The organism is Nocardia sp. NPDC019219 (assembly GCF_040632645.1).
GTDB lineage: Bacteria > Actinomycetota > Actinomycetes > Mycobacteriales > Mycobacteriaceae > Nocardia > Nocardia sputorum.
Genome location: NZ_JBEYCG010000003.1, coordinates 187088 through 212693, shown reverse-complemented (window position 1 = coordinate 212693; position 25606 = coordinate 187088). Strand labels below are relative to the sequence as shown.

Genomic DNA, 25606 nt, shown 5'->3' with positions numbered 1-25606 from the left:
TCCTTCTTCCTGGTCGGGTCAGGTGTTGGGGGATCTAGGGGCGGTCGGTGTCGGCCAGTGCCGCGGTGAGGACATGGCCGATTCGTGCCAGCGCGGATTCGGAGGTCATCCGCCAGTGCGTGGCGTGCACCGCGTGGTTGTGCACGGTGCCGTCCACGGCGTCCGCCCAACTCGCGGCACCCGTGGCGCCGGTCGGATCGTCCAGCGCGGCGGTGAAGTACACGAGATTGCCCTTGTACGGGCGGGGGCGGTAGCGCCGGATCAGCTCCAGCGACCCGGCGCCCGCGCCGAGCGCGCGCTCGAGGCGGTCGGCGCCGAAGGAGGCGAACGGTTCGGGCAACTCCGCGATCCGGCGCGCGAGTCCGGGCAGGTCCAGTCCGGCGTCGTCGGCGTCGGCCGCTTCACCGAGCAACCCGCCGAGCAGATCGGCGACCGGGAGCGTCGCGGTGACGTCCGCGGCGACCCGCCGCGAGCTGTCCATCATGGCCAGGACCGCGACCCGCTGGCCCTGTTCCTGCAGTTGCACCGCGACCGCGTGCGCGAGTACGCCGCCGAGCGACCAGCCGAGCAGGTGATACGGGCCCTCGGGCTGCACGGCGCGGATCTCGCGCACGTAGCGGCTCGCCCAGTCGTCGATGGATTCCGGCGGCGCCGCCGTGGAGTTCAGCACCGGCGACTGGATGCCGTACACGTCCCGCTCCGGATCCAGATGCGCCGCGAGTCCCGCGAACGACCATGCGACGCCCCCGGCCGGATGGAGGCAGAACAGCGGCTCCCTCGCGCCACCGGTGCGCAGCGGTAGGACGACGTCGAACGCGGCGGCCGCGTCGACCCGGCCGCGACCGGAACGGTGCTGCTCGAGCCGGTCGATCAGACGGGCGGGCGTCGGCGCGGCGAACAGCCACAGCACCGGGATCTGCTCGCCGAGCGCCGCGCTCAGGCGGGCGGCCAAGCGGGTGGCCAGCAGCGAGTTGCCGCCGCGTTCGAAGAAGTTGTCGTCCAGGCCGACCCGCTCGGCGGCGAGCACTGCGGCGAAGTCCGCGCACACGGAACGTTCCAAGTCGGTGCCGGGGGCGCGGAATTCCCGGGCGCGCGGCTCCGGCCGCGGCAGCGCCGCGCGATCGACCTTGCCGTTCGCGGTGAGCGGCACCGTCTCCAATTGCCGCAGCACCGCGGGCACCATGTAGCTCGGCAGCACGTCGGCCAGCGCGGCGCGCAACGCTCCCGGGTCGACCGGCTCGGTGGCGGTGAAGTACCCGGCCAGCACGGCGTTCGCGCCGTCGGTGTCATAGGCGAGGACGACCGCGTCGCCGACCTCCGGCCGCGAGCGCAAGGCGTGCTCGATCTCGGCGAGTTCGATGCGGTAACCGCGGATCTTCACCTGGAAGTCGCGCCGCTCGACGTATTCCAAGTGACCTTCGGCGGCCCAGCGCACCATGTCGCCGGTGCGGTACAGGCGGGCCCCCGCGGGGCCGAACGGGTCGGCCACGAAGCGCTCGGCGGTGAGGTCGGCCCGGCCGTGGTAGCCGCGGGCGAGTTGCGCGCCGCCGATGTACAGCTCACCGGTCACCCCGGCGGGCACGGGGTGCAGCCGGTCGTCGAGCACGTAGACCCGGTTGCCGGATTCGGGTGTGCCGATGGGCGCCAGCGCCTGCCTGGCGCCAGCGGCGGTGCGGAACCGGGTGACCGACACCGCGGTCTCGGTGGGCCCGTACAGGTTGTCGATCCTGGCCGTGGTGAGCGTCTCGACGCGCCGCACCGTCGCGGCGGGCAACGCCTCGCCGATGACCAGCAACCGGCGCAGCGAACGCGGCAGGCGGTGTTCGCCGGACGCTTCGGCCAGCATCGCCAGCAGCGAGGGCACCAGCGCCAGCGTCGTCACCGACGCGCGCCGCACCAGGTCGAGCAGGCCGTACGGATCGCGGTGCGCGTCGCGCGGCGCGAGCACCAGCCGGGCTCCGGTGCGCGGCGCCCACCAGTACTCCCACACCGACAGGTCGAAGGCGGCCGAGGTCAGCACCAGCGCGGCGTCGTCCGGGCCGAGCGCGTACTCCGACTGCATCCAGTCCAGCTGGTGCGCGACCGCCGCGTGCGGCACCGCGACACCTTTCGGCACGCCGGTGGACCCGGAAGTGAAGATGACGTACGCGGTGTTCGCCGGCGACAGCGCGGCGATCCGCTCGTCGTCGCGCACCGGTTCGTCGGCCACGGTGTCGGCGACGGTCGAGATATCCAGCACCACACTGTGTTCCGACGCCGCCGCGGGCAGCATCGGCTCCCGCGCCGAGGTGAGCACCAGATGCGGTTCGGCGGCGGCGAGCACGCTCGCGGTGCGTTCCAGCGGATGCGCCGGATCCAGCGGCACGTACGCGCCACCGGCGGTCACCACCGCGTACATCGCGACGAGAAGGTCGACGCTGCGCGGAATGGCCAGCGCCGCCAGCTTTTCCGGGCCGATGCCGCGGGCGATGAGCACCCGGGCCAGGCGGTTGACCCGCGCGCCGAACTCCTGGTAGGTGACCGTCGCGGCGTCGTCGACGATCGCGATCGCCTGCGGCGTCCGGTCCACCTGCGCCTCGAACGCGGCCACGAGTGTGTCCGGGGCGAAGGCGTGCTCGGATCGGTTCCAGGCGACCAGCACACGCTCGGTCTCGGCCGGGTCCAGCAGGACCAGATCGCCGACCGGCGACCGCGGGTCCGCGCACACCGCGGTCAGCAGCCGTTGCAGGCGGGTGGCGAACCCGGCCACCGTGGACTCGTCGAACAAGGCGGTGGCGTAGGTGATCGAGGCAGCCATGCCCGCGGGAGTCCCGTCGGCGCCGTAGCGGTCGGTGACGATCAAGTGCAGGTCGAACTGGGCGACCTCGGAGTCGAAATCCGCGGCGGTGGCGGTCAATCCGTCCAGCGAGAAGTCGGCTTCGGCCTGGTTGTGGAAGGAGAAGCCGACCTGGAACAGCGGGTGGCGGGCAGTGGAGCGCTCCGGGTTGAGGACCTCGACCAGACGCTCGAACGGCACGTCGGCGTGCGCGAAGGCCGCGACATCGGCGGCGCGGACGCGGGCGAGCAGGTCGGCGAAACCCTCGCCCGCATCGACCTGGGCGCGCAACACCAGCGTGTTGACGAACATGCCGACGACCTCGTCGAGCTCGGCGGCTCCGCGCCCGGCCACCGGGGTGCCCACCGCGATGTCCGACGTCCCCGACAGGCGGGCGAGCAGCACCGCGAACGCCGCGTGCAGCACCATGAACAGCGTCGCTCCGGATGCCCGGCCGAGTTCGGCCAGCCGCGCGTGCACGTCCGGGGCGATCGCGAAATCGACATGCCTGCCCCGGGTGGCGACGACGGCGGGACGCGGGCGATCGGCGGGCAGGCTCAGCTGCGCGGGCAGCTCGGCCAGCGTGTCGGTCCAGAACCGGATCTGGCGCGCCAGCAGCGACGCGGGGTCGTCCTCGGAGCCCAGCAGCTCCCGCTGCCACACGCTGAAATCGGTGTACTGCACCGGAAGCGGCGGCCAGTCCGGCGCGATGCCGTGTTTGCGGGCGGCGTAGGCGGCCATGACGTCACGCGCCAGCGGCGCCAGCGACGAACCGTCCGCCGCGATGTGGTGCACGACCACCACGAGCACGTGTTCGATCCCCGGCGCCGCCGCGTCGCCGTCGACGGGAGCGAACAGCCGGGCGCGCACCGGGACGGTCTCGGAGACGTCGAAACCGCCGCCGACGAAGTCGGCCACCGCCGCGCCGAGATCGTCGGCCGGGACGGCGACGGGCGCGAGCACGGGGGTGCTGTCCGCGACCGGCAACACCACCTGCACCGGCCCGGACTCGTGCAGCGGATAGACGGTGCGCAGCACGTCGTGGCGGGCGACGACGTCCGCGATCGCCGCGTTCAGCGCCGTCACGTCCAGTTCGCCCGTCAGCCGCACGGCCAGCGGGATGTTGTAGGCGGTGGACTGCCGATCGAGGCGATTGAGGAACCACATGCGCTGCTGCGCGAGCGAGAGCGGAACGGGACCTGTCGGTGTACGCCGGGTGAGCGCGGGACGCGGCGCGGCACCAGAGGCCTCGCCCAGTGCGCGGGCCAGCGCGGCGACCGTCGAATGCTCGAACACCGCCCGGACGCCGACCGCGATCGACAGCCGGTCGGCGAGCCGCGCGGCCAGCTGGGTCGCGGTCAGCGAGTTGCCACCGCGCGCGAAGAAGTCGTCGTCCGAGCCGACGTCGCCGTCGAGTCCGAGCACGTCCCCGATCGTCTGTGCCACCGCCCGCTCGAGCTCGGTGCGGGGCGCGCGGAACGGGGCGGCGCGAAGCTCGGGCCGGGGCATGGCATTACGGTCCAGCTTGCCGACCGGAGTCAACGGCAGCTCATCGAGCACCAGCACGCTACTCGGCACCATGTACGCGGGAAGGGAGCGTGCGGCGTGCGCCCGTAGGGCTGCGGTGTCGATCGTGTGGCCGGGCGCCGCGACCACGTAGGCGACCAGCGACACCGCGCCCGAGGCGTCGGTGTGACCGAGGGTGACGGCCGTGCGCACCGTCTCGTGGGCGGCGAGCACGGCGTCGATCTCGCCGAGTTCGATGCGCAGGCCACGGACCTTGACCTGATGGTCGGAGCGCCCCACATAGCGCAGCGCTCCGGATCTCGTCCACCGCACCAGGTCACCGGTCCGGTACAGCCGTCCGACTGCGGGGCCGTAGGGGTCGGCGACGAACCGGGACGCCGAAAGACCCGGCCGCGCGTGATATCCCCGGGCCAGACCGGGGCCGCGCAGATACAGTTCGCCGGTGACGCCGACCGGCACCGGCCGCAGCCTGCCGTCCAGCACCACCGCGGACATGCCGTGGATCGGCGTGCCCAGGTCGAGCGGATCACCGGGCCGCAGCGCCGCGCTGATGGTCGCGATGACGGTGGTCTCGGTCGGGCCGTAGGTGTTGTGGAACGACCGGCCGGACGCCCAGCGCCGCACCGTGTCCTGTCCATAGGACTCGCCGCCGACGGTGAGCTGCCGCAGACAGCTCAACTCGGCCGGGTCGAGCGTGGGCAGGACGGCGGGGGTGAGGAACGCGTGCGTCACCCGCTGGTCGCGGATGAGGGCGGTGAGCTCCGCGCCGCCGTAGACGCCAGGGGGCGCGATCACCAGCGCCGCTCCGGCGGACAGGGCCAGCAGCAGTTCGAGCATGGACGCGTCGAAGCTGGGCGAGGCCACGTGCAGGATCCGCGCGTCGGCGGTGACCTCGTACCGGTCCCGCTGCGCCAGCGCCACGCCGGCCAGACCACCGTGCGTGGCGACCACGCCCTTGGGTGTGCCGGTGGAGCCGGAGGTGTAGATCATCCAGGCCGGGTTCTCCACCCGCACCGGGCGGATCAGCTCGGCCGCGTCGATCGGGGCTCCGCTGTTGCGTCGCATCCGCGCGGCCGTGGACGGCGCGTCCAGCACCAGCCAGTCGACGTCGCCGGGCAGCGCGGCACGGCATGTGGCGATCGTCAAGCCCAGCGCCGCACCGGAATCGGTCAGCATGTGCGCGATCCGCTCGGCGGGATAGGTCGGGTCGACCGGGACGAACGCGGCGCCGGTCTTGGTCACCGCCCACACCGCTAGCACGGAGCTGACCGAGCGCGGCACCGCCACGGCCACCACGTCCTCGGCGCCGAGACCGTGCCCGATGAGCATGCGCGCCAGCCGCGACGACTGCTCGTCCAGCATCCGGTAGGTCAGCCGCCGTTCGCTCGCGACCAGCGCGACCGCGTCGGGATCGGACGCGACCGCGGCGGCGGCCAGTTCGGTCAGCGTGCGCGGCGGCACCGGAGCGTCACCGTGGCGGCCGAGCAGGTCGGCGCGTTCGGCAGGCGAGAGGAGATCGACCGTGGCGATCGGCGCGTCCGGTCGCGCGGTGAGCGCGCCGAGCAGCATGCCGAAGCGGCGCAGCAGGGCTCGTGCGGTGGCACTGTCGAACAGGTCCGTGGCGTAGTCCAGTTCGACCGCGAGATGACCGGCGGCGTCCGGCTCGGCGGACACGGTGAACTGCAGGTCGAATCGGGCCACCGGCTCGTCGAACTCGACGGCGGTGAGCTCGAGGCCCGGCACGGCGAAGGCGTCGGCGGCGGCGTCGAGGTAGCTCAGCGCCACGGTGAACAGCGGATGCCGAGCCTGGGAACGCGGGACGCCGACTTCGTCGACCACCCGGTCGAACGGCACGCTGGAATGCCCGAACGCCGCGAGATCGACAGCCTTGGTCTGCGCGAGCAGGTCGGCGAAGGAACCGTCCTGATCCGGGCGGGTGCGCAGTACCACGGTGTTGACGAACATGCCCACCAGGTCGTCCAGGGCGGCCGCGCCGCGTCCGGCCACCGGCGTGCCGATCGGGATGTCATCGGAGCCCGACAGCCGGGCCAGCAGGACCGCGAGGGCGGCGTGCACCACCATGAACGGCGTCACGTCGTGCCGCAGCGCCACCGCCCGGATCCGCGCCGCTACCTCGCCGCCGATCCTGGCCCGCACGTGCGCGCCGCGCTCGCTCGCGACGGCGGGACGCAGGCGGTCGGTAGGCAGCTCGAGTTCGCCGGGCAGTTCGCGCAGCGTCTCGGACCAGTACGAGAGCTGTTGCGCGGCAGTCGTCTCCAGCTCGGCGTCTTGCCAGAGGGCGTAGTCGGCGTACTGGGCGGCGAGGGCAGGCCACACCGGCTCCGTGCCTAGGACGCGGGAGAGGTAGGCCGTCAGCAGGTCGCGCAGCAGCGGGCCCATCGAGTACCCGTCGGCCGCGATGTGGTGCACGACCACGACCAGCACGTGGCTGGTGGCGTGCTCGCGCAGCAGCGCCGCGCGCACGGGGACCTCCGCGGTGACATCGAAACCGGCGCCGAGGAGTTCGGCGATCCGGTCGTCGGCGGCGCGGCCGTCGAGCGCTTCGACCGTCAGGGCCACGGCACGGTCCGCGGGCAGGATCACCTGGTGGCCCGCGCCGGTCTCGTCGGCCGGATACACCGTGCGCAAGCTCTCGTGCCGCGCGACGACATCGGCGAACGCGGCGGCCAAGGCGTCGGCGTCCAGCCTGCCCTCGACGCGTAGGGCGACCGGGATGTTGTGGGCGGGCGACGCCGGATCGAGCCGGTTGAGGAACCACATGCCCCGCTGGACCGGCGCGAGCGGAATTCGGTCCGGGCGTGGTCCGGCCACCAGCGGCACCGCCTGCTCGGTCGCGGCGGCGTCCGCGGCGAGCAGCTCGGCGAGGCCCCGCACCGTCGGCGCCTCGAACAGCAGCCGCACCGGCACCCGGCGGCCGAGCCGCTCGCCGATCCGGGCCAGTACCCGGGTGGCGCTGAGCGAGTCGCCGCCCAGCGCGAAGAAGTGGTCGTCGAGGCCGATCGGCGCGGCGCCCAGCACCGCAGCGACGGCGTCGGCCACCAGACGTTCGGCGGGCGTGACCGGTGCGCGGTAGGCGACGCGGTCGAAAACCGGTTCCGGCAACGCTTCGCGGTCCAGCTTTCCGGAGACGTTGAGCGGGAAGACGTCCAGTGTGACCAGCGCCGAAGGAAGCATGTACGACGGCAGCGCGGCCGCGGCGGCGCGCAGCACCTCGGTGTCCGAGAGCACCGCGCCAGGCTCCGCGGTGACGTAGCCGACCAGGTGGTCGTCGCCGGTGACGGTGGTGACCACCTGGGCCGCCGCCTGGGCCACCCCGGGCGCGGCCGCGAGCGCGGCCTCGATCTCGCCGAGTTCGACGCGCTGGCCGCGGAACTTGACCTGGAAGTCGGTGCGGCCCAGGTAGACCAGCTCGGCCGCGCCGCCGCCGGTGTCCCAGCGCACCAGGTCGCCCGTGCGGTACATCCGCTGCCCCGGCGCGCCGAACGGGTTGGCCACGAAGCGATCCGCGGTGCGGTCGGGCCTGCCGTGGTAGCCGCGCGCGAGCTGCGCACCCGCGAGATACAGTTCGCCCGCGACGCCCGGCAGGGTCGGGCGCAACCGCGAATCCAGCACGTAGACCCGGCTGTTCCAGGCCGGGTTGCCGATCGGCAGGACGGCGCGGTCGCGCTCGCCGGTGACATCGCGGTGGGTGATGCTCACCGCCGCTTCGGTAGGTCCGTACAGGTTGTGCACCCGTGCGGCGCTCACCGCGCCGAATGCCCGCACGGTCTCCGGAGGCAGCGCCTCCCCGATGACGAACACCGTGTGCAGCGAGTCGAGCGCCGCGCCGCGCCCCGCGGCCGCGACGTCCCCGGCGAAGACCCTCAACATCGACGGCACGAAATCGGTGACCGTGACCCGCCGTTCGGCGATCACCTGGCTGAGGTAGCCCGGATCGCGGTGCCCATCCGGCGCGGCCAGCACGAGCGTGGCGCCGACGCGCAGCGGCAGGAAGTAGCCCCACAGCGACACGTCGAACGTGGTGGCGGTCTTCTGCAGGTACACGTCCTCGGCGGCGAGGCCGTAGCGCGACTGCATCCAGGTCATCTGGTTGACGATCGCGGCGTGCGACACGCTGACGCCCTTGGGTTTTCCGGTGGATCCGCTGGTGAAGATCACGTAGGCCGGGCTGCCCGGGTGGATCGGCGCGCGACGCTCGTCGACCGCGATCGGGTCGTCGGAGTAGGCGTCCAGCGCGACGGCGTCCACCAGGACGGCGGGCACGGAATCGCCCGTGCCGATCCGATCGGCGGAGGTGGTGAGCACAGCCACGGGCCGCGCGGTGCCGAGGATGTGCGCGATACGCTGTGCGGGGTGGTCCGGGTCGATCGGCACGTACGCGCCGCCCGCCTTCAGCACCGCGTACATCGCGATCACCAGCTCCGGCGAGCGCCGGATCGCCAGCGCCACCAGTGCTTCCGGACCCACGCCCGCCGCGATCAGGTGGCGGGCCAGCCGGTTGGCGCGCCGGTCCAGATCGCCGTAGGTCACGGTGACCGGGGGCGTCGCGTCGTCGGGCACGAACACCAGCGCCGGCTCGTCGGGCGTCGCGGCGGCCTGCGCCTCGAATTCGTCCAGCAGCAGTTCGTCGGCCAGTGCGGTGTGCGCGGAATCGTTCCACTCGGTGACCACGCGATGCAGTTCACCCGCACCGAACAGATCGATGTCGCCGACCACCTGTTCCGGATCGGCGGTGACCGCGGCGAGCAGGCGGGCGAAGCGGTCGCCGAAAGTTTCGACGGTGGCGGCGTCGAACAGGTCGGTGGCGTAGGTCCAGCGCAGCCCGTCGCCGGTGACGGTGAGCTGCAGGTCGAACGGCGTGGTCTCGTAGTCGAGCTCGTGCTCCGCCACGGTGACACCGGCCATGTCCAGGGTGACCGGCGCGAGATTCTGGAGGAACAGCGCGATCTGGAACAGCGGGTGGCGGGCCTGGGAGCGCGGCGGGTCCAGCGCCTCGACGAGGCGCTCGAACGGCACGTCGGCGTGGGCGAAGGCGTCCAGGTCGTGCTCGCGCACCCGGCGCAGCACGGCGGCGAAGGTGTCCGAACCGGGGACCCGCGCACGCAGCACCAGGGTGTTGACGAACATGCCGACCAGGTCGTCCAGCGCCGCGTCGCCGCGGCCCGCGACGGGCGCGCCGATCGCGATGTCGGCCGTGCCGGACAGCCTGGCCAGCAGGGTGGCCAGCGCGGCGTGCACCACCATGAACGGTGTGGCCTCGTAACGCGCGGCCACGGCGGCGATGCCGTCGCCGATCCCTTCCGGCAGCGTCATGGTGGTGCTCGCCGCGGCGTGCGAGGCGATCGCGGGGCGCGGCCGGTCGGTGGGCAGGTCGAGCTGGGCGGGCAGCGCGCGCAGCGTCTCCCGCCAGTACGCCAGCTGGCGCGCGGCGACCGACTCCGGGTCGTCCTCGGCGCCGAGCACCTCGCGCTGCCAGAGCGTGTAGTCGGCGTACTGCACGTCGAGCTCGGTCCAGACCGGGGCGGTGCGTGTCGCGCGGGCCGCGTAGGCGGCGGCGAGGTCGCGGGCCAGCGGACCCATGGAGAAGCCGTCGGCCGCGATGTGGTGCACCACCAAGGCCAGCAGGTGATCGCGATCGGACCGGGTCACCAGGCCGATGCGCAGCGGCACCTCTGCGGTCAGGTCGAACGGGGCCGCGACGAATTCCCGCAGCGCGCCCGCGGGTTCCAGCACCTCGACCTCCGGAATCAGCCCGATGTCGAGCACGTGCTGGTAGCCGATGCCCTCGTGGTCGGGGTACACGGTGCGCAGGGTCTCGTGCCTGCCGACTACATCGCCGATGGCGACGGCGAGGGTGTCCGGGTCCAAGTAGCCGGTGAGGCGGACCACGACCGCGATGTTGTGCACGGTCGCGGTGGGATCGAAGCGGTGCAGGAACCACATGCGCTGCTGGGCGGGCGAGAGCGGGATGCGCTCCGGGCGCGGCCGCGGCGCGAGCGCGGGTTTGCCGCCGGTGCCCGCGAGCCGCTCGGCCCGGGCGGCCAGCGCGGTCACGGTCGGCGCCTCGAACAGCAGCCGCACCGGGATCTCGGCGTCCAGTTCGGCGCCGAGCCGGGCCGCGACCTGGGTCGCGAGCAGCGAGTTGCCGCCGAGGGCGAAGAAGTCGTCGTCCGCCCCGACGCGCTCGACGCCGAGCAGCGCCGCGACGATCCGCGCGACCCTCGCCTCGGTGCGGGTGGCGGGAGCCCGGTAGCCGACGGCCGCGAATTCCGGCGCGGGCAGCGCGGCGCGATCCAGTTTCCCCGAGGCGTTGACCGGGAACCGCTCGAGCGGGACGAACGCGGTCGGCACCATATAGGCGGGCAATTCGGCGCTCAGCGCGGCGCGCACGTCCTCGAGGGCGATGTCGTGGCGGCTCGCCGGGATCAGGTAGGCGACGAGCTGATCGCCCAACCGCTCGTCCGAGCGGACCAGCACCACCGCCTGCGCGACCGCGTCCAGCGCCAGCAGCGCCGACTCGATCTCGGCGGGCTCGATGCGCAGACCGCGCAGCTTCACCTGGAAGTCCGTGCGACCCAGATACCGCAACTCACCATCGGGCCGCCAGGCCACGAGGTCGCCCGTGCGGTACATGCGCGCCCCGGCGGGCCCGAACGGGCTGGCGACGAACCGGTCCGCGGTCAGCTCCGGGCGCGCGACATACCCCTGGGCCAGCTGCGCGCCGGCCAGGTACAGCTCGCCCGGCACTCCGACGGGCACCGGCCGCATCCGCGCGTCCAGCACCAGCAGGCGGGTGTTGGCCACCGGCCTTCCGATCGGCACGGACACCAGGTCCGCCTCGGTCACCTCGTGATAGGTGACGTCGACGGCGGCCTCGGTAGGGCCGTACAGGTTGTGCACCCGCGCTCCGATCACCTCTCGCGCCCGCTGCGCGGTAACCGCGGGCAATGCCTCGCCCGATGCGAAGACGTTGCGCAGCGTAATGCACTCGCCTCGGTGCGCCTCGGCCAAGAAAACGCCCAGCATGGCGGGCACGAAGTGCACCGTCGTGACGCGTTGCCCCGCGATCAGCCGGGCCAGGTAGCGCGGGTCGCGATGTCCATCTGGACGTGCGACCACCAGGCGCGCGCCGAATGCCAACGGCCAGAAAAACTCCCAGACGGAAACGTCGAACGTGGCCGGGGTCTTCTGCAGCACCACGTCGTCCGTGGCCAGCGGATACGCCGACTGCATCCAGGTGAGCCGATTCACAATCGCCGCGTGGGTGACGGCGACTCCCTTCGGACGGCCGGTCGATCCCGAGGTGAAGATCACATACGCGGTGTGGCCGGGGGCGGGCGAACCGAGCCGGTCCAGGGCAGTCAGCGGAGTGGCGGCGTAGCCGGCCAGGTCGAGCCGGTCGACGCGGACCTGCCGCGCCGCGCCCGCGTCCAGATCCGCACCCGAGGTGAGCACGCACACCGGCCGGGCCGTCGACAAGACGTACTCCAGCCGCTCGGCCGGATGGTCGGGGTCGAGTGGGACGTACGCGCCACCCGCGAGGGTGATCGCGTAGATGCCGACCACCAGGTCCAGCGACCGCCGCATGCCGAGCGCGACCGGCGCGTCCGGGCCGACGCCCTGCCCGCACAGCCAGCGTGCCAGCCGCCGCGCCCGCCCGGCGAACTCGGCATAGGACAAAGTGCGTCCCTCGACGGTGATCGCGGGCGCGTCCGGGGTCCTGGCCACCTGCGCCTCGAACAGCGAGATCAGCGTGGCCGCCGGGTCGATGGGGACGGCGGTGTCGTTCCACCGGTCGAGCACCAGCGCTCGCTCCGCGTCGTCCAGGAGCTCGAGGTCGCCGACCCGCGCCGACGGATCGGCCACCACGGCCCGCAGCACGCGCACGAACCGAGCGCCGAACGTCTCGACGGTGGCCCGGTCGAACAGGTCGGTGGCGTAGCGCAGCACGCCGCGCAGCGCGTAATCGGACTCCGCGCGATACTCGGTCAGCTCCACGGCCAGGTCGAACTGGGCGACGCGGTTGTCCAGCGGGTAGGCCGACACGGTGAGGCCGGGGAGGCTCAGCACCGTGTCGTCGTGCTGCTCGAAGGTGAGCAGCGTCTGCACGATCGGCGAATGCGCCTGCGAGCGGACGGGATTCAGCTCCTCGACCAAACGCTCGAACGGCAGGTCGGCGTGGGAGAAGGCGCGCACGTCGACCTCGCGCACGCGGTCGAGCAGTTCGGCGAAGGACGCTTCGGGCGCGATCGGCGTGCGCAGCACGAGGGTGTTGACGAACATGCCGACCACGTCGTCCAGCGCTTGCTCGCCGCGGCCAGCCACCGGGGTGCCGATGGCGACATCGTCCACTCCGGTGAGCCGGGCCAGCAGCGCGGCGTAGGCGGCGTGCAACACCATGAACGTCGAGACGCCGCGCCGCCGAGCGAGATCCGCGATGGCGCCGGTGAGGTCGGCGGGAACCGCGAACTCGACGGTCGCTCCGCGTCCGGAGGCCACCGCGGGGCGGGGACGGTCGGCGGGCAGCTCCAGCACCGGCGCGAGTCCGTCGAGTTCGGCCCGCCAGTAGGCGATCTGGCGCGACAGCGACGAGTCCGGATCGTCCGCGGAGCCCAGCGTCGCGCGCTGCCAGAGGGTGAAGTCCGCGTATTGCACGGGCAGCGGCCGCCACGACGGCGCCTGCCCGGCGGCGCGCGCGGTGTAGGCCGTCATCAGGTCGCGGGCCAGCGGCGCGGTGGAGACGCCGTCGGCGGCGATGTGGTGGACCACCACGGCGAGCACGTGGTCCTCCGGCGCGACGCGGAACAGGCTCGCCCGCACCGGAATGCGAGTGCGCAGGTCGAAACTCTCGGCGGCGACCGCCAGCACGGCGGCGCGCAACTCCGGCTCGGACACCTCGATGGGAGGCAGGGGCAGCTCGAGCACATCGGTCTCGGCCAGCACCACCTGGGTGGGGCCTTCGGCATCCGCCGGGAAGACGGTGCGCAGCGATTCGTGCCGATCGATCACGTCGCGCACGGCCGCCCGCAACGCCGCCGCGTCCAGTGCGCCGGCGAGGCGGATGGTGATCGGGATGTGGTACACCGCCGAGTCCGGATCGAGCCGGTGCAGCAGCCACATCCGGGTCTGCGCCAGCGACAACGGGATTCGCGCCGGACGCGGCGCCGGGGCGAGCGCGGGCCGCGCGGCGTCGGACGGTTGCGCCCCCGCGACGCGCAGGGCGAGCCCGGCCACGGTCGGCGCCTCGAACACCTCACGCACGGTCAGCGCGCAGCCGAAGGCGGCATCGACCCGGGCGACCAGCCGCATGGCCAGCAGCGAATTGCCGCCGCGGGCGAAGAAGTCGTCGTCCGCGCCGATCCGCGCCGCGCCGGTCAGGTCGGCGACCAGCGTGGCGAGCACCGCCTCGGTCCCTTCCCGCGGCGCGCGGTACTCCGCGGCCGCGCCGGTGAGCGCGACGGCGGGCAGCGCCGCGCGGTCGAGCTTGCCCACGGTGGTCAGCGGCATCTCGTCGAGCACGACGACGTGGGCGGGCACCATGTAGGCGGGCAGCTGGGCACGCGCCGCGTCGAGCACTGCCGCAGGCGTCAGGCCCGCCCCGGTGACGTACCCGACCAGGCATTCTCCTCCCGCGTGGTCGCGGGCCACGAGCACGGCGGCGTTGGTCACGCCGGTCGCGGCGGCGAGCACGGCCTCGATCTCGCCCAGCTCGATCCGCTGGCCACGCAGTTTGACCTGGAAATCGTTGCGGCCCAGATACACCAGATCGCCGTCGCGGTTCCAGCGCACCAGGTCGCCGGTCCGGTACATGGAACGGCCGGGCACACCGAACGGGTCGGCGACGAACCGCTCGGCGGTCAGCCCGGGCCGGGCGTGATAGCCGCGCGCCAGCTGATCACCCGCGAGATACAGCTCCCCCGTGACGCCGATCGGCACCGGGCGCAGCCGGGCGTCCAGCACATAGGCCCTGGTGTTCCAGCACGGGCGGCCGATGGCCACGTCCCGCCCGGATTCCGCGTCGGCGTCGGTGAATTCGTGATAGATCGCCGAGATCGCCGCCTCGGTCGGGCCGTAGGCGTTGTGCACCGCCCCGTCGAAGCTGCCGCGTAGCGCGGCGAGCAGATCGGGCGTGAGCGCCTCGCCGCCGCAGTGCAGGTGCCGGAACGAGCGCAGCGCGTCGCCCATGCCCTCGCCGATCAGCGCGGCCAGCACCGAGGGCACGTACTCGGCGATGGTGATCCGGTGCTCGCGCAGCAGATCCGCGAAGTAGGCCAGGTCCAGATGACCGCCGGGACGGGCGATCACCAGCGGCGCGCCGACGGCGATCGGCAGGAAACACTCCCACACCGACACGTCGAAGGTCAGCGGCGCGCGTTGCAGGATGCGGTCGGACGCGGTGACCTCGTAGCGGAACTCCAGCCAGCGCAACTGGTTCATGATCGCGCGGTGGCTGACGGCCACGCCCTTCGGCCGTCCGGTGGAGCCGGAGGTGAACAGCACGTAGGCGGTGTTGTCCGGCCGCAGCGCGGCGCGGCGCTCGGCATCGGTGACCGGTCCGTCGGCGATGCCGTCGAGATCCAGCTCGGCGAGGTCGAGCACCGGTACCTCCGGCGGGACGGGCGGTGTCGCGCCGCCCACGGTCAGCACCAGCCGTGGCGCGGCATAGGCGACGACCTGGGCCAGGCGTTCGGCCGGGTGCGCCGGATCGATCGGCAGATACGCCGCGCCCGCACGCACGATCGCGTACATCGCCACGAGCATGTCGATCGAGCGTGCCGCGGCCAGTCCGACGATGTCCTCCGGGCCCGCACCCGCGTCGATCAGCCTGCGCGCCAGCCGGTTCACCCGCGAAGCGAACTCGGCGTAGGTCACCGCCGTGTCCTCGTAGCGCACGCCGACGCGGTCCGGGCTTTCCGCGACGCGGACGGTGAGCAGGTCGTCCAGCGTCTCGCCGGGCAACGCGTGCGCGGTGGCGTTGCGGTCCGACAGCAGCAGGCCGCGTTCGGTCACCGACATCAGCTCGACCGTGCCCACCTGGGTGCGGGCGTCGCGCACCATGGCGCGCAGCACGCGTTCGAAGGCGGCGAGGAACCCGGCCACGGTCGGCTCGTCGAACAGATCGAGGGCGTAGTGCAGGTGCACGTCGATGCCGTCCGGCGCGCCGTCGGCGGTGTAGCGGTCGGTCAGCGTCCAGTCCAGGTCGAGCTGGATCGGCGCCGCGCCGACCTCGAGCGCGGCGATGGCCAGCCGATGCAGCCGGAATTCCGGTGCGGCCTGATTCTGCAGGGTCAGCGCGACCTGGTACAGCGGGGCGTGCGCCTGCGAGCGGACCGGGTTCAGCACCTCGACCAATTGCTCGAACGGCACCGCGGCGTGATCGAAGGCGGCCAGGTCCGCGGCGCGCACGGACGCCAGCAGCTCGGCCAGGGTCGCGTCCGGGCGAACCTCGGTGCGCAGCACCAACGTGTTGACGAACATGCCGACCAATTCGTCGAGCGCTTCCTCGCCGCGCCCGGCGACCGGCGCGCCGAGCACCACGTCCCGGCCCGCGCCGTAGCGGCTCAGGAGCACGGCGAGTGCGGTGTGCAGCACCATGAACGGCGTCGCCCGGTGCGCGGCGGCGAGGTCCCGGATCTGCTCGTGCAGGTCGGCGTCCAACCGGCCGGTCAGCGCGGCGCCGCGGTGGGTGGCGACCGCGGGGCGGGGCCGGTCGGACGGGAGCGTCAGCACCTCGGGCAGCCCGGCCAGCCGATCGGTCCAGTAGGCCAGCTGACGCGACAGCACCGAGGCCGGGTCATCGGCGGAGCCGAGCGCGGCGCGCTGCCAGATGGCGAAGTCGGCGTACTGCACCGGCAGCGACCCCGGCGCGGGCGCCATGCCCGCGCACCGCGCGACGTACGCGTTGGCCAGATCCCGGGTCAGCGGTGCGAAGGACCAGCCGTCGGCGGCGATGTGGTGCACGACGAACAACAGGATGTGTTCCTGCGGCCCGCCCGGCCGGTCGTCGTCCTCGACGCGCAGCAAGCGGACGCGCAGCGGCACCTCGGCGGTCACATCGAAGCCGGCGCGCGCCGCGGCGGCGACCAGTTCGGGCACTTGGGTCGCGGGCACCGGCCGTGCCACGAGCTCGACCAGTTTCGTCCCGGCGGGCAGCACCAGCTGGGTGGCTTCGCCGTCGTGCTCGGGATAGATCGTGCGCAGCGTTTCGTGCCGGGCGATCACGTCGGCGATCGCCGCCTCCAGGGCGGGCACGTTCAGCGCGCCGGTGAGGCGCAGCGCGAACGGGATGTTGTACGCGCCGCTGGTGGTGTCGAACCGGTTCAGGAACCACATGCGCTGCTGGGCGATCGACAGCGGGATCGGCTCGCCGCGCTCCTGCGGCGTGAGCGGCGGCAACGCGACGGGTCCGGTCTCGGCCGGGCCGTCGACGGTGAGCCGCAGCGCCAGTGCGCGCACCGTAGGCGCGTCGAAGATCGTGCGCACCGCCACCTCGGCGCCGGTGGCTTTACCCAGCCGCGCGGCGAGCTGGGTGGCGCTGAGCGAGTTGCCGCCGAGGGCGAAGAAGTCGTCCTCGGCGCCGACCTCGGTCACCGCGAGCAAGGCCGTGAACGTCTCGGCGACCAGCTTCTCCGCCTCCCCTCGGGGAGCCTCGAACACCGCCGGAGCGATCGCGGGCGCGGGCAGCGCCGATCGGTCCAGCTTCCCGGACGCGTTCACCGGGAACCGGTCCAGCACCACGAACGCCTGCGGCACCATGTAGCCGGGCAGCCGCTCGGCCACCGCGTCGCGTACCGCCGCGATCTCCACCGGCGCGTCAGCCACCAGGTAGGCGACCAGGTGCTCCCCCGCGCCGCGATCGTCGCGGACCACGACGGCGGCCTGGGTGACCGCGGGCGTCGCGAGCAGCACCGACTCGATCTCGCCGAGTTCGATGCGCAACCCGCGGAGTTTGACCTGGAAGTCGGTGCGGCCCAGGAATTCCAGCTCGCCCGTGCGGGTCCACCGCACCAGGTCGCCGGTGCGGTACATCCGTTCGCCGGGCGGGCCGAACGGGTCGGCGACGAACCGGTCTCCGGTGAGGTCGGGGCGGCCCAGATAGCCGCGCGCCAGTTGCGCGCCCGCGAGATACAACTCGCCAGGCACACCCTCCGGCACCGGCCGCAGCCGCGCGTCGAGCACGTAGGTCCGGGTGTTCCAGATCGGCTTGCCCATGGGCACTGTCTCGAAGTCGGTGTCGCACACCGTATGGAAGGTCACTTCCACGGCGGCCTCGGTGGGCCCGTAGCCGTTGTGCACGCGCGCACCGGTGAGTTCGCGCATCCGCTGGGCGACGCCGACGGGCAGCGCCTCACCGGAGCAGAAGACTTCCCGCAGCGAGGGCACGTCGTACTCGCCCGCGAGAAAGACGGCCAGCATGGACGGTACGAAGTGCGCCGCGGTGACGCCCTCGGCGCGGATCAGGCGGGCCAGGTACGCCGGGTCCCGATGACCGTCCGGCCGCGCCAGCACCATGCGCGCGCCGACCTGCAACGGCCAGAAGAACTCCGGCACCGACACGTCGAAGGTGGCGGGCGTCTTCTGCAACAGGACATCCCCCGGCCCGAGCGCGACGTGTGCGGACTGCATCCAGCGCAGCCGGTTGACAATGCCGCGGTGGCTCATCGCCACACCTTTGGGCGCGCCGGTGGAGCCGGAGGTGAACAGCACATAGGCGGTGTTGGCCGGGCGCAGCGGCGCGCGCCGGTCGGCGTCGGTGAGCGGGGTGTCCGGGTAGCCGGACAGGTCCAGCCGATCGATCCGCGTCTCGGGCAGACCGCAGTGCAGGTCCGCGCCCGCGGTCAGCACGCACACCGGCGCTGCCGTGGCGAGGATGTGGGCGGTGCGCTCGGCCGGATGGTCCGGGTCGATCGGGACGTAACCGCCGCCCGCGGCGACGACCGCGTACATGCCGACCACCAGATCGACGGACCGGCGCATGCCCAGCGCCACCAGCGTTTCCGGACCGACGCCACGACTGACGAGCCACCGCGCCAGCCGGTTGACCCGGCCGGCGAACTCGGCATAGCTCAGCGTCGCGGAGGGATCGCCGGACGACGGTTGAGCCGGGGGCGCGCCGTGGCTCGCCGCAGGGTCGTCGGACACCATATGCGCCGGTCTCGTCGGCTCGAAGGTGACCGCGGGCGCGTCCGGCGTGCGTTCGACTTGCGCGGCGAACAACGAAGCGAGCGTGTCCGATTCGGGGACCGGCTGCGCGGTGGCGTTCCAGTCCCGCAGCATTCGCCCGCGTTCGGCGTCGGACAGCAGCTCGATGTCACCGATCCGCGTCCCGGGATCCACCGCCGCGGCGACGAGCATCCGCCGGAAGCGGTCGGCATACGACTCGGCCGTCGCGGGGTCGAACAGATCGGTGGCGTAGCGCAAGGTGGCCGACAGTCCCGCCGATCCCGGCCGCTCCGCCACCACCAGGTGCAGGTCGAATTTCGCACCGGCATCGGGGATCTCGACCGGACGCACCGACAGCCACGGCACCTCCATGGCCTTCTCGGTGAAGGCTGGCGGCGTGGTCTCGAAACTGAACATCACCTGGAACAGCGGGTGCGCACCGGCGGAACGATCCACCGCCATGGCGTCCACCAGCCGCTCGAACGGCAGGTCGGCGTTGGCGAACGCGGCCAGGTCGGCGTCGCGCACCTCGCTCAGCAGCGTGGCGAACGAGGCGTCCGCGGCGACGCGCGTGCGCAGCGCGAGCGTGTTGACGAACATGCCGACGAGGGCGTCGAGCGCCCGTTCGCCGCGTCCGCCGACCGGCGAGCCGATCACGATGTCGGCGCTGCCGCTCATCCTGGCCAAGGTGGCGGCGAAGGCCGCGTGCAGCGTCATGAACAGCGTCGCGCCGTTGCGCCGGGCGAGCGCGCGCAGGCCGGCCGCCACCTCGGGCTCGATCACGAAGTCGACGGCCGCTCCTTCGTGCGACGCGACGGCGGGGCGCGGCCGATCGGCCGGGAGCGGCAGTTGCGCGGGCGCGCCGTCCAGCACGGCGCGCCAGAAACGCAGTTGCTGGTAGGCGAGGTCGCCTGGGAGGTCCTCCGCGCCGAGCAGGTCCCGGTGCCACAGGCTGTAGTCGGCGTATTGCACCGGCAGCGGTTCCCAGTCCGGCCGCAGGCCGGTCAGGTGGGCGAGGTAGGCGCGGACCAGATCGGTGACCAGCGGCGCCATCGACAGAGCGTCGGCGGCGATGTGGTGCACGACGAACACCAGCACGTATTCGTCGCCGGTGACGCCGCGCGCCTCGTCCACCCGGTCGACCGCCAGCAGCGCGACCCGGCACGGCAGCTCGTCGGTCACGTCGAACCCGGCGCGGACGATTCCGGCCACGGCGTCCCGCACCGCGCGTCGGTCGATCGGTACCGGATGCAGGCTCAGCCCGATGTCGGCGGCGGCGAGCACGGATTGGCAGGGGCCGCTCTCGGTTTCGGGATAGGTGGTGCGCAGTGTCTCGTGCCGGGCCAGCACATCGAGTACGGCGCGCTCCAGGGCGGTCACGTCGAGGCGGCCGGTCAGCCGCAGCACGATCGGCAGGTTGTAGACGCTGTCGGCGCCGTCCTGGGTCTCGACGCGGTTGAGGAACCACAGCCGCTGTTGCGCGGGCGAGAGGGGCACCCGCGCGGGCCGCTCCCGGCGGACCAGCGGGAGCCGCTCGGCCCCGGCCGCGCCGAGCTCCTCGACGGCGGCGGCGAAGCCCTCCACCGTGGGCGCGTCGAACAGCGCGCGCACCGGGACCCGTACTCCCGCGGCCTCGCCCGTGCGGGCGATGACCTGGGTGGCGTCGAGAGAGCTGCCGCCGAGGGCGAAGAAGTCGTCGTCCAGCCCGACCCGCTCGGTCCGCAGCACCTCCGCGAAGACCGCGGCGACCAGCCGTTGCGCGGCGCGCACGGGCGGACGGAAGCGCTCGGCCGTGAGTTCGGGGACCGGCAGGGCCGTGCGGTCCAGCTTGCCGCTGGTGTTGCGGGGGAATTCGGACAGCGCGACCACCGCAGTGGGCACCATGTAGGCGGGCAGGCGCCGCGCCACGGATGTTCGCACCGCGTCGGGATCGACAGTCGAGCCGGGCGCGGCGATCACGTAGCCCGCCAGGAACTCACCCGCCGGTCCGGAGACCAGCCGCGCCGCGGCCTGGCGCACCTCGGGCGCCGTCAGCAGCGCCGCCTCGATCTCGGCGAGCTCGATGCGCTGACCGCGGAACTTCACCTGGAAATCGGTGCGGCCCAGGTAGACCAGTTCGCCGTCGCGGCTCCAGCGCACCAGATCGCCGGTGCGGTACATGCGGGTGCCCGGCGCGCCGAACGGGTTGGCGACGAATCGGTCGGCGGTCAGGTCGACGCGGCCGTGATAGCCGCGCGCCAGCTGCGCGCCCGCCAGATACAGTTCTCCCGGCACGCCGATCGGCGCGGGCCGCAACCGGCCGTCCAGCACGTAGACCCGCGAATTCCACTCCGGCTCGCCGATCGGCACGTACGGTGCGTCCACCTCGGTGACCGCGCGGTTGGTGATGGATACGGCCGCCTCCGTCGGGCCGTAGAGGTTGTGCAGGCCCGCGTCGCCCACCCGCCGGAACGCGGCGACCGTTTCCGGCGGCAGCGCCTCGCCGATGACGAAGACCGCGCGTAGCGAGTCGAGTTCGCCCGGCTGCGCGTGCGCGGCGAACGCCGCGAGCATCGACGGCACGAAGTCGGTGAGCGTCACGCCCTCGCGGGCGATGGTTTCGGCGAGGTAGCGCGGATCGCGGTGCCCGTCGGGCGCCGCCAGCACCAGGGTGGCGCCCGCCCGCAGCGGCAGGAAGTAGCCCCACAGCGAGACGTCGAAGGTGCTCGCGGTCTTCTGCAAGTAGATGTCGCCGGTGCGCGGACGGTACTCCGCGTGCATCCAGGCCAGCTGGTTGGCGATGGCCTGGTGGCTCACCGCCACGCCTTTCGGCTTGCCGGTGGACCCGGAGGTGAAGATCACGTAGGCCGGATGCAGTGGATGCAGCGCGCCGTGGCGCTCGCGGTCGCCGATCGCGCCGGAGGGGTACGCGGACAGATCGAGTTCGTCCAGGTGATAGACCGGCGCGGAGGCGTTGCCCGCCTCGAATCCGGCCGCCCTGCTGGTCAGGATCGCGTGCGGTCGCGCGGTGTCGAGGATGTGACCGATGCGTTCGGCCGGATGCGCCGGATCCACCGGGACGTACGCGCCGCCCGCCCGCGCCACCGCGTACATGGCCACGACCAGCTCGGCCGAGCGCGGCAAGGCCAGCACGACCAGCGCTTCCGGGCCGACGCCGATTCCGATGAGCATCCTGGCCAGCCGGTCGGCCCGGTCGGACAGCTCGGCGTAGCTCCACCGCTCGGTGCCGGTGACCAGCGCGACGACATCCGGGGTGCGGCGCACCTGCGCGTCGAATCCCTCGTGCAGGAAGCGGTCCGGCACTCGGTGCCCGCTGGCGTTCCAGCTCGCGGTGACGTAGTCCAGTTCCCCCGCGTCGAGCAGCGGGAGGTCCCCGACCGGCACGTCGGGGGCGTCCACCGCCGCACGCAGCAGCCGGACGAACTTCGCCGCGAACTCGCGCACGGTCGATGCGTCGAAAAGGTCGGTGGCGTAGGTGAATTCGGCGCGATAGCCGTCGGCGGCGTCGGACAGCGTGAGCTGGAGATCGAACTTCGCGAAGCAGGGGTCGAAGTCGACCGGCTCGGTGTCCAGACCTGGCATGGCCAGCGCGATCGGCCCGATGTTCTGCATGAACAGCGCGACCTGGAACAGCGGATGCCGAGCGGCCGACCGCGCCGGGTTCAGCGCCTCCACCAGTTGCTCGAACGGGATATCGGCGTGCGCGAACGCGCGCAGGTCGCGGTCGGCGGCATGCGCGACCAGATCGGCGAAGCCGCGCGCGGCGTCCACTTCGGTGCGCAGCACGAGCGTGTTGACGAACATGCCGACCAGATCGTCCAGCTCGGCCGCGCCCCGGCCCGCGACCGGCGTGCCGATCGCGATGTCGGCGGTCCCCGACAACCGCGCCAGCAAGGCCGCCAAGGCCGCGTGCAGCACCATGAACGGTGTGGCGCGAACGCGCGCCGCGAGCGCCTCCACGTCGGCGCGCAGGGCGGGGTCGAGGGCGAACTCATAGGTGGCACCCTGGTACGAGGCCGCGGCCGGACGGGGCCGATCGGCGGGCAGATCCAGTTGCGCGGGCAATCCGGCCAATTCGGTTCGCCAGAAGGCGAGTTGGCGCGCCGCCAGGGAGTCGGCGTCGGTCTCCGCGCCGAGTACCCGCTGCTGCCACAGCGCGTAGTCCGCGTATTGCACCGGCAGCGCGGCCCATTCCGGCGCCCGGCCCTGGCGCCGTGCGGCGTAGGCGGTGGCCAAGTCGCGCATCAGCGGACCGAGCGAGAAACCGTCGGCCGCGATGTGGTGGACGACGAGCACCAGCGTGTGGTCCTCGGGCCCGCAGCGCAGCAGGCGCACCCGCACCGGGATCTCCTCGGCGACGTCGAAGCCCTGCCCCGCCGCCCGCCGGATCGCCGCGACCAGCCGGTCTTCCGGCACTTCGGCGGGCGTCAGGTCGAACACCGCGTGCACCCGCCGCACCGATTGCGCGGGCCCGGCGGCCGTCTGCGGGTACACGGTGCGCAGCACTTCGTGCCTGGCCACCAGATCGGTGATCGCCGCCGACAGCGCGGCCACCTCCAGCGGGCCGCGCAGGCGCAGCGCCACCGGAATGTTGTCCACGGCGGCCGCGCCGAGGTCGCGGGCCTGCTCGGTGTCGGCGTCGAACCGGTTGAGGAACCACATGCGCCGCTGCGCGGGGGAGAGCGGCACGTGGTCCGGGCGCGGACCGGCCACCAGCGGCGGGCGCGGCGCGACCGGGTGCGCCAGCGCGGCCACCGCGGCCACGGTCGGGCGGTCGAAGAAGTCGCGCACGTCCACGGTCGCGCCGAGGGCGGCGGCTATCCGGGCGAGAGCGCGGGTGGCCAGCAGCGAATTGCCGCCGAGCGCGAAGAAATCGTCATCGGCGCCCACCCGCGCCACGCCGAGCAGTTCGGCGAAAACAGCGGCCACCGCCGTTTCCGCCTCGGTCTCCGGAGCGCGGTACGCCGGTGCGCCGGAGCCGAATTCGGGTTCCGGCAGCGCCCGGCGGTCCAGCTTGCCGTTGGCGTTCAGCGGCAGCGCGTCCAGTGGGAGGAGCAGCGCGGGCACCATGTACTCGGGCAGCTCCCGCCGGACGCGGTCGAGCACCTCGGCGGCATCGATCGAGTCGCCGACGACGTAGCCGACCAGGTGGTCGCCGCTCGTGCGCCGGTGCAGCACCACCGCCGCCTGGGTCACCCTCGGGTGCCGCAGCAGCGCCGCCTCGACCTCGCCGAGTTCGATCCGCAGGCCCCGCAGCTTCACCTGGAAGTCGGTGCGGCCCAGATATTCCAGTTCCTCCGGCCCGCCCTCCGTCCCGGGAGCCCAGCGCACCAGGTCACCGGTGCGATACATCCGTTCCCCCGCCGGGCCCTCCGGGTTGGCCACGAACCGCTCGGCGGTCAGGCCGGGACGGGCGACATAGCCGCGGGCCAGCTGCACGCCCGCCAGGTACAACTCGCCGACCACCCCGCGCGCCACCGGGCGCAGGCTGTCGTCCAGCACCAGCAGCTCGGTGTCGTCGGCGGCCACGCCGATCGGGACCGCGGCCACGTCCGCGCCGGTCACCTCGTGCGCGGTCACGTCGACCGCGGCCTCGGTGGGCCCGTACAGGTTGTGCAGCGTCGCGCCGCAGATGTCGCGGAAGGCCGCGGCGGTGGCGGCGGGCAGCGCCTCGCCCGAGGCGAAGACCAGCCGCAGCGAGTCCACCGCGGCCGCCCGTGGCTCGGCGACGAAGACGGCGAGCATGGACGGCACGAAATGCGCCACCGTGACGCCGCGCTCCCCGATCAGCCGCGCCAAGTACGCCGGATCCCGATGACCGTCCGGCTCCGCGACGACCAGGCGCGCGCCGACCTGCAACGGCCAGAAGAACTCCCACACCGACACGTCGAAGGTGAACGGCGTCTTCTGCACCACCGCGTCGTCGGCGCGCAGCCGGTACATCCGCTGCCGCCAGCGCAGATTCGCCACGATCGCGCGATGCGGCACGGCGACGCCCTTCGGCCGGCCGGTGGATCCGGAGGTGAAGATCACGTAGGCGGTGTGGTCAGCCGACCGGGCGACCGCGGGCGCGTCCGGGCAGGGCGGACCCGTGAATTCGTCGATTCGCAGCGTGGCGACCGCGGGCCCGAAGCCGGGGTCGTCGGACGTGGTGGTCAACACGACCACCGGTTCCGCGACCGCGAGCACATAGGCGATGCGGTCGGCCGGGTGGTCCGGGTCGATCGGCAGGTACGCGCCGCCCGCCTTCAGGATCGCGTACATGCCGACCACCAAATCGATCGAGCGGCGGACGGCCAGACCCACGAGCGTGTCCGGCCGGACGCCGAGTCCGACCAGGTGGTGGGCCAGCGCGTTGACCCGGCCGTCGAATTCGGCGTAGGTCAGGGTGACCCCCGCGTAGTCGAGCGCGATCGCGTCCGGGGTGCGCCGCACCTGCTCCTCGAACACGCTCACCAGCGTCTCGACCGGCGCGGTGGCGGCCGGGACGTCCGGCGCGGCCGCGATCGCGTCGTCGAGCAGCGCGTCCAGCACCGCGCCGAGCGCGCCGTCGGAGTCCAGCAGCGCGGGCAGCCGACCGGACACCACCACCGGCACCAGCGCGTCCGCGCCCATGACCTCGGACAGAGCCGCGATGTCCGCGGCCAGTTCCGCGTAGGTGACGGTCTCCTCCCCGTGGCGCAGCGCCACCCGCCGCGGCTCCCGTCCGGCGACGGTCGCGATGAGGCCGGGCAGGTCGTCGATGCCGTAGGCGCGGCGCACGGCGTCTGCGTGGGTCATCAGCGGTTTCCTTCCGAATCGAGGGCCGACGCCGGGTCGGCGAGCACCGCCTCCGCGGCGGCGGGCAAGGTCTGCAGCAAGGCCGCGAGGCCGCTGCCGCCGAGGGCGGCGAGCAGGCCGGGCACCAGCCCGGCGAGCGAGACATGGAATACGGCTTCGGGTTTGGCGGCCGGTCCCATCGCCCTGGCGACGGCCGCGAGCTTCGCGTCGAGTTCACCGAAGCGGACCTGCCGATCACCGTGGTCGAACGCGGGCGCGCCGGGGGCGGCCTGCGCCGCGCGAGCGATCAGCGCGGGCAGG

At 73.0% G+C, this 25606-nt stretch carries 2 protein-coding genes (1 of these 2 only partly in view); both read right to left on the bottom strand.

Going from position 1 to position 25606, the window contains the following annotated elements:
* Window positions 1-34: 34 nt before the first annotated feature.
* Window positions 35-25306: a non-ribosomal peptide synthase/polyketide synthase gene (locus tag ABZ552_RS08255; RefSeq protein WP_357436169.1), complete on the bottom strand. Its 25272-nt coding sequence runs from the start codon at window positions 25304-25306 to the stop codon at window positions 35-37.
* Window positions 25306-25606 carry the 3' end of a non-ribosomal peptide synthase/polyketide synthase gene (locus tag ABZ552_RS08250; protein ID WP_357436167.1) on the bottom strand. Its footprint extends 17498 nt past the window's final position, so only the last 301 of its 17799 coding nucleotides appear in the window; the start codon falls outside the window, past its right edge; the stop codon is at window positions 25306-25308. The genes ABZ552_RS08255 and ABZ552_RS08250 overlap by 1 nt, the downstream gene beginning before the upstream one ends.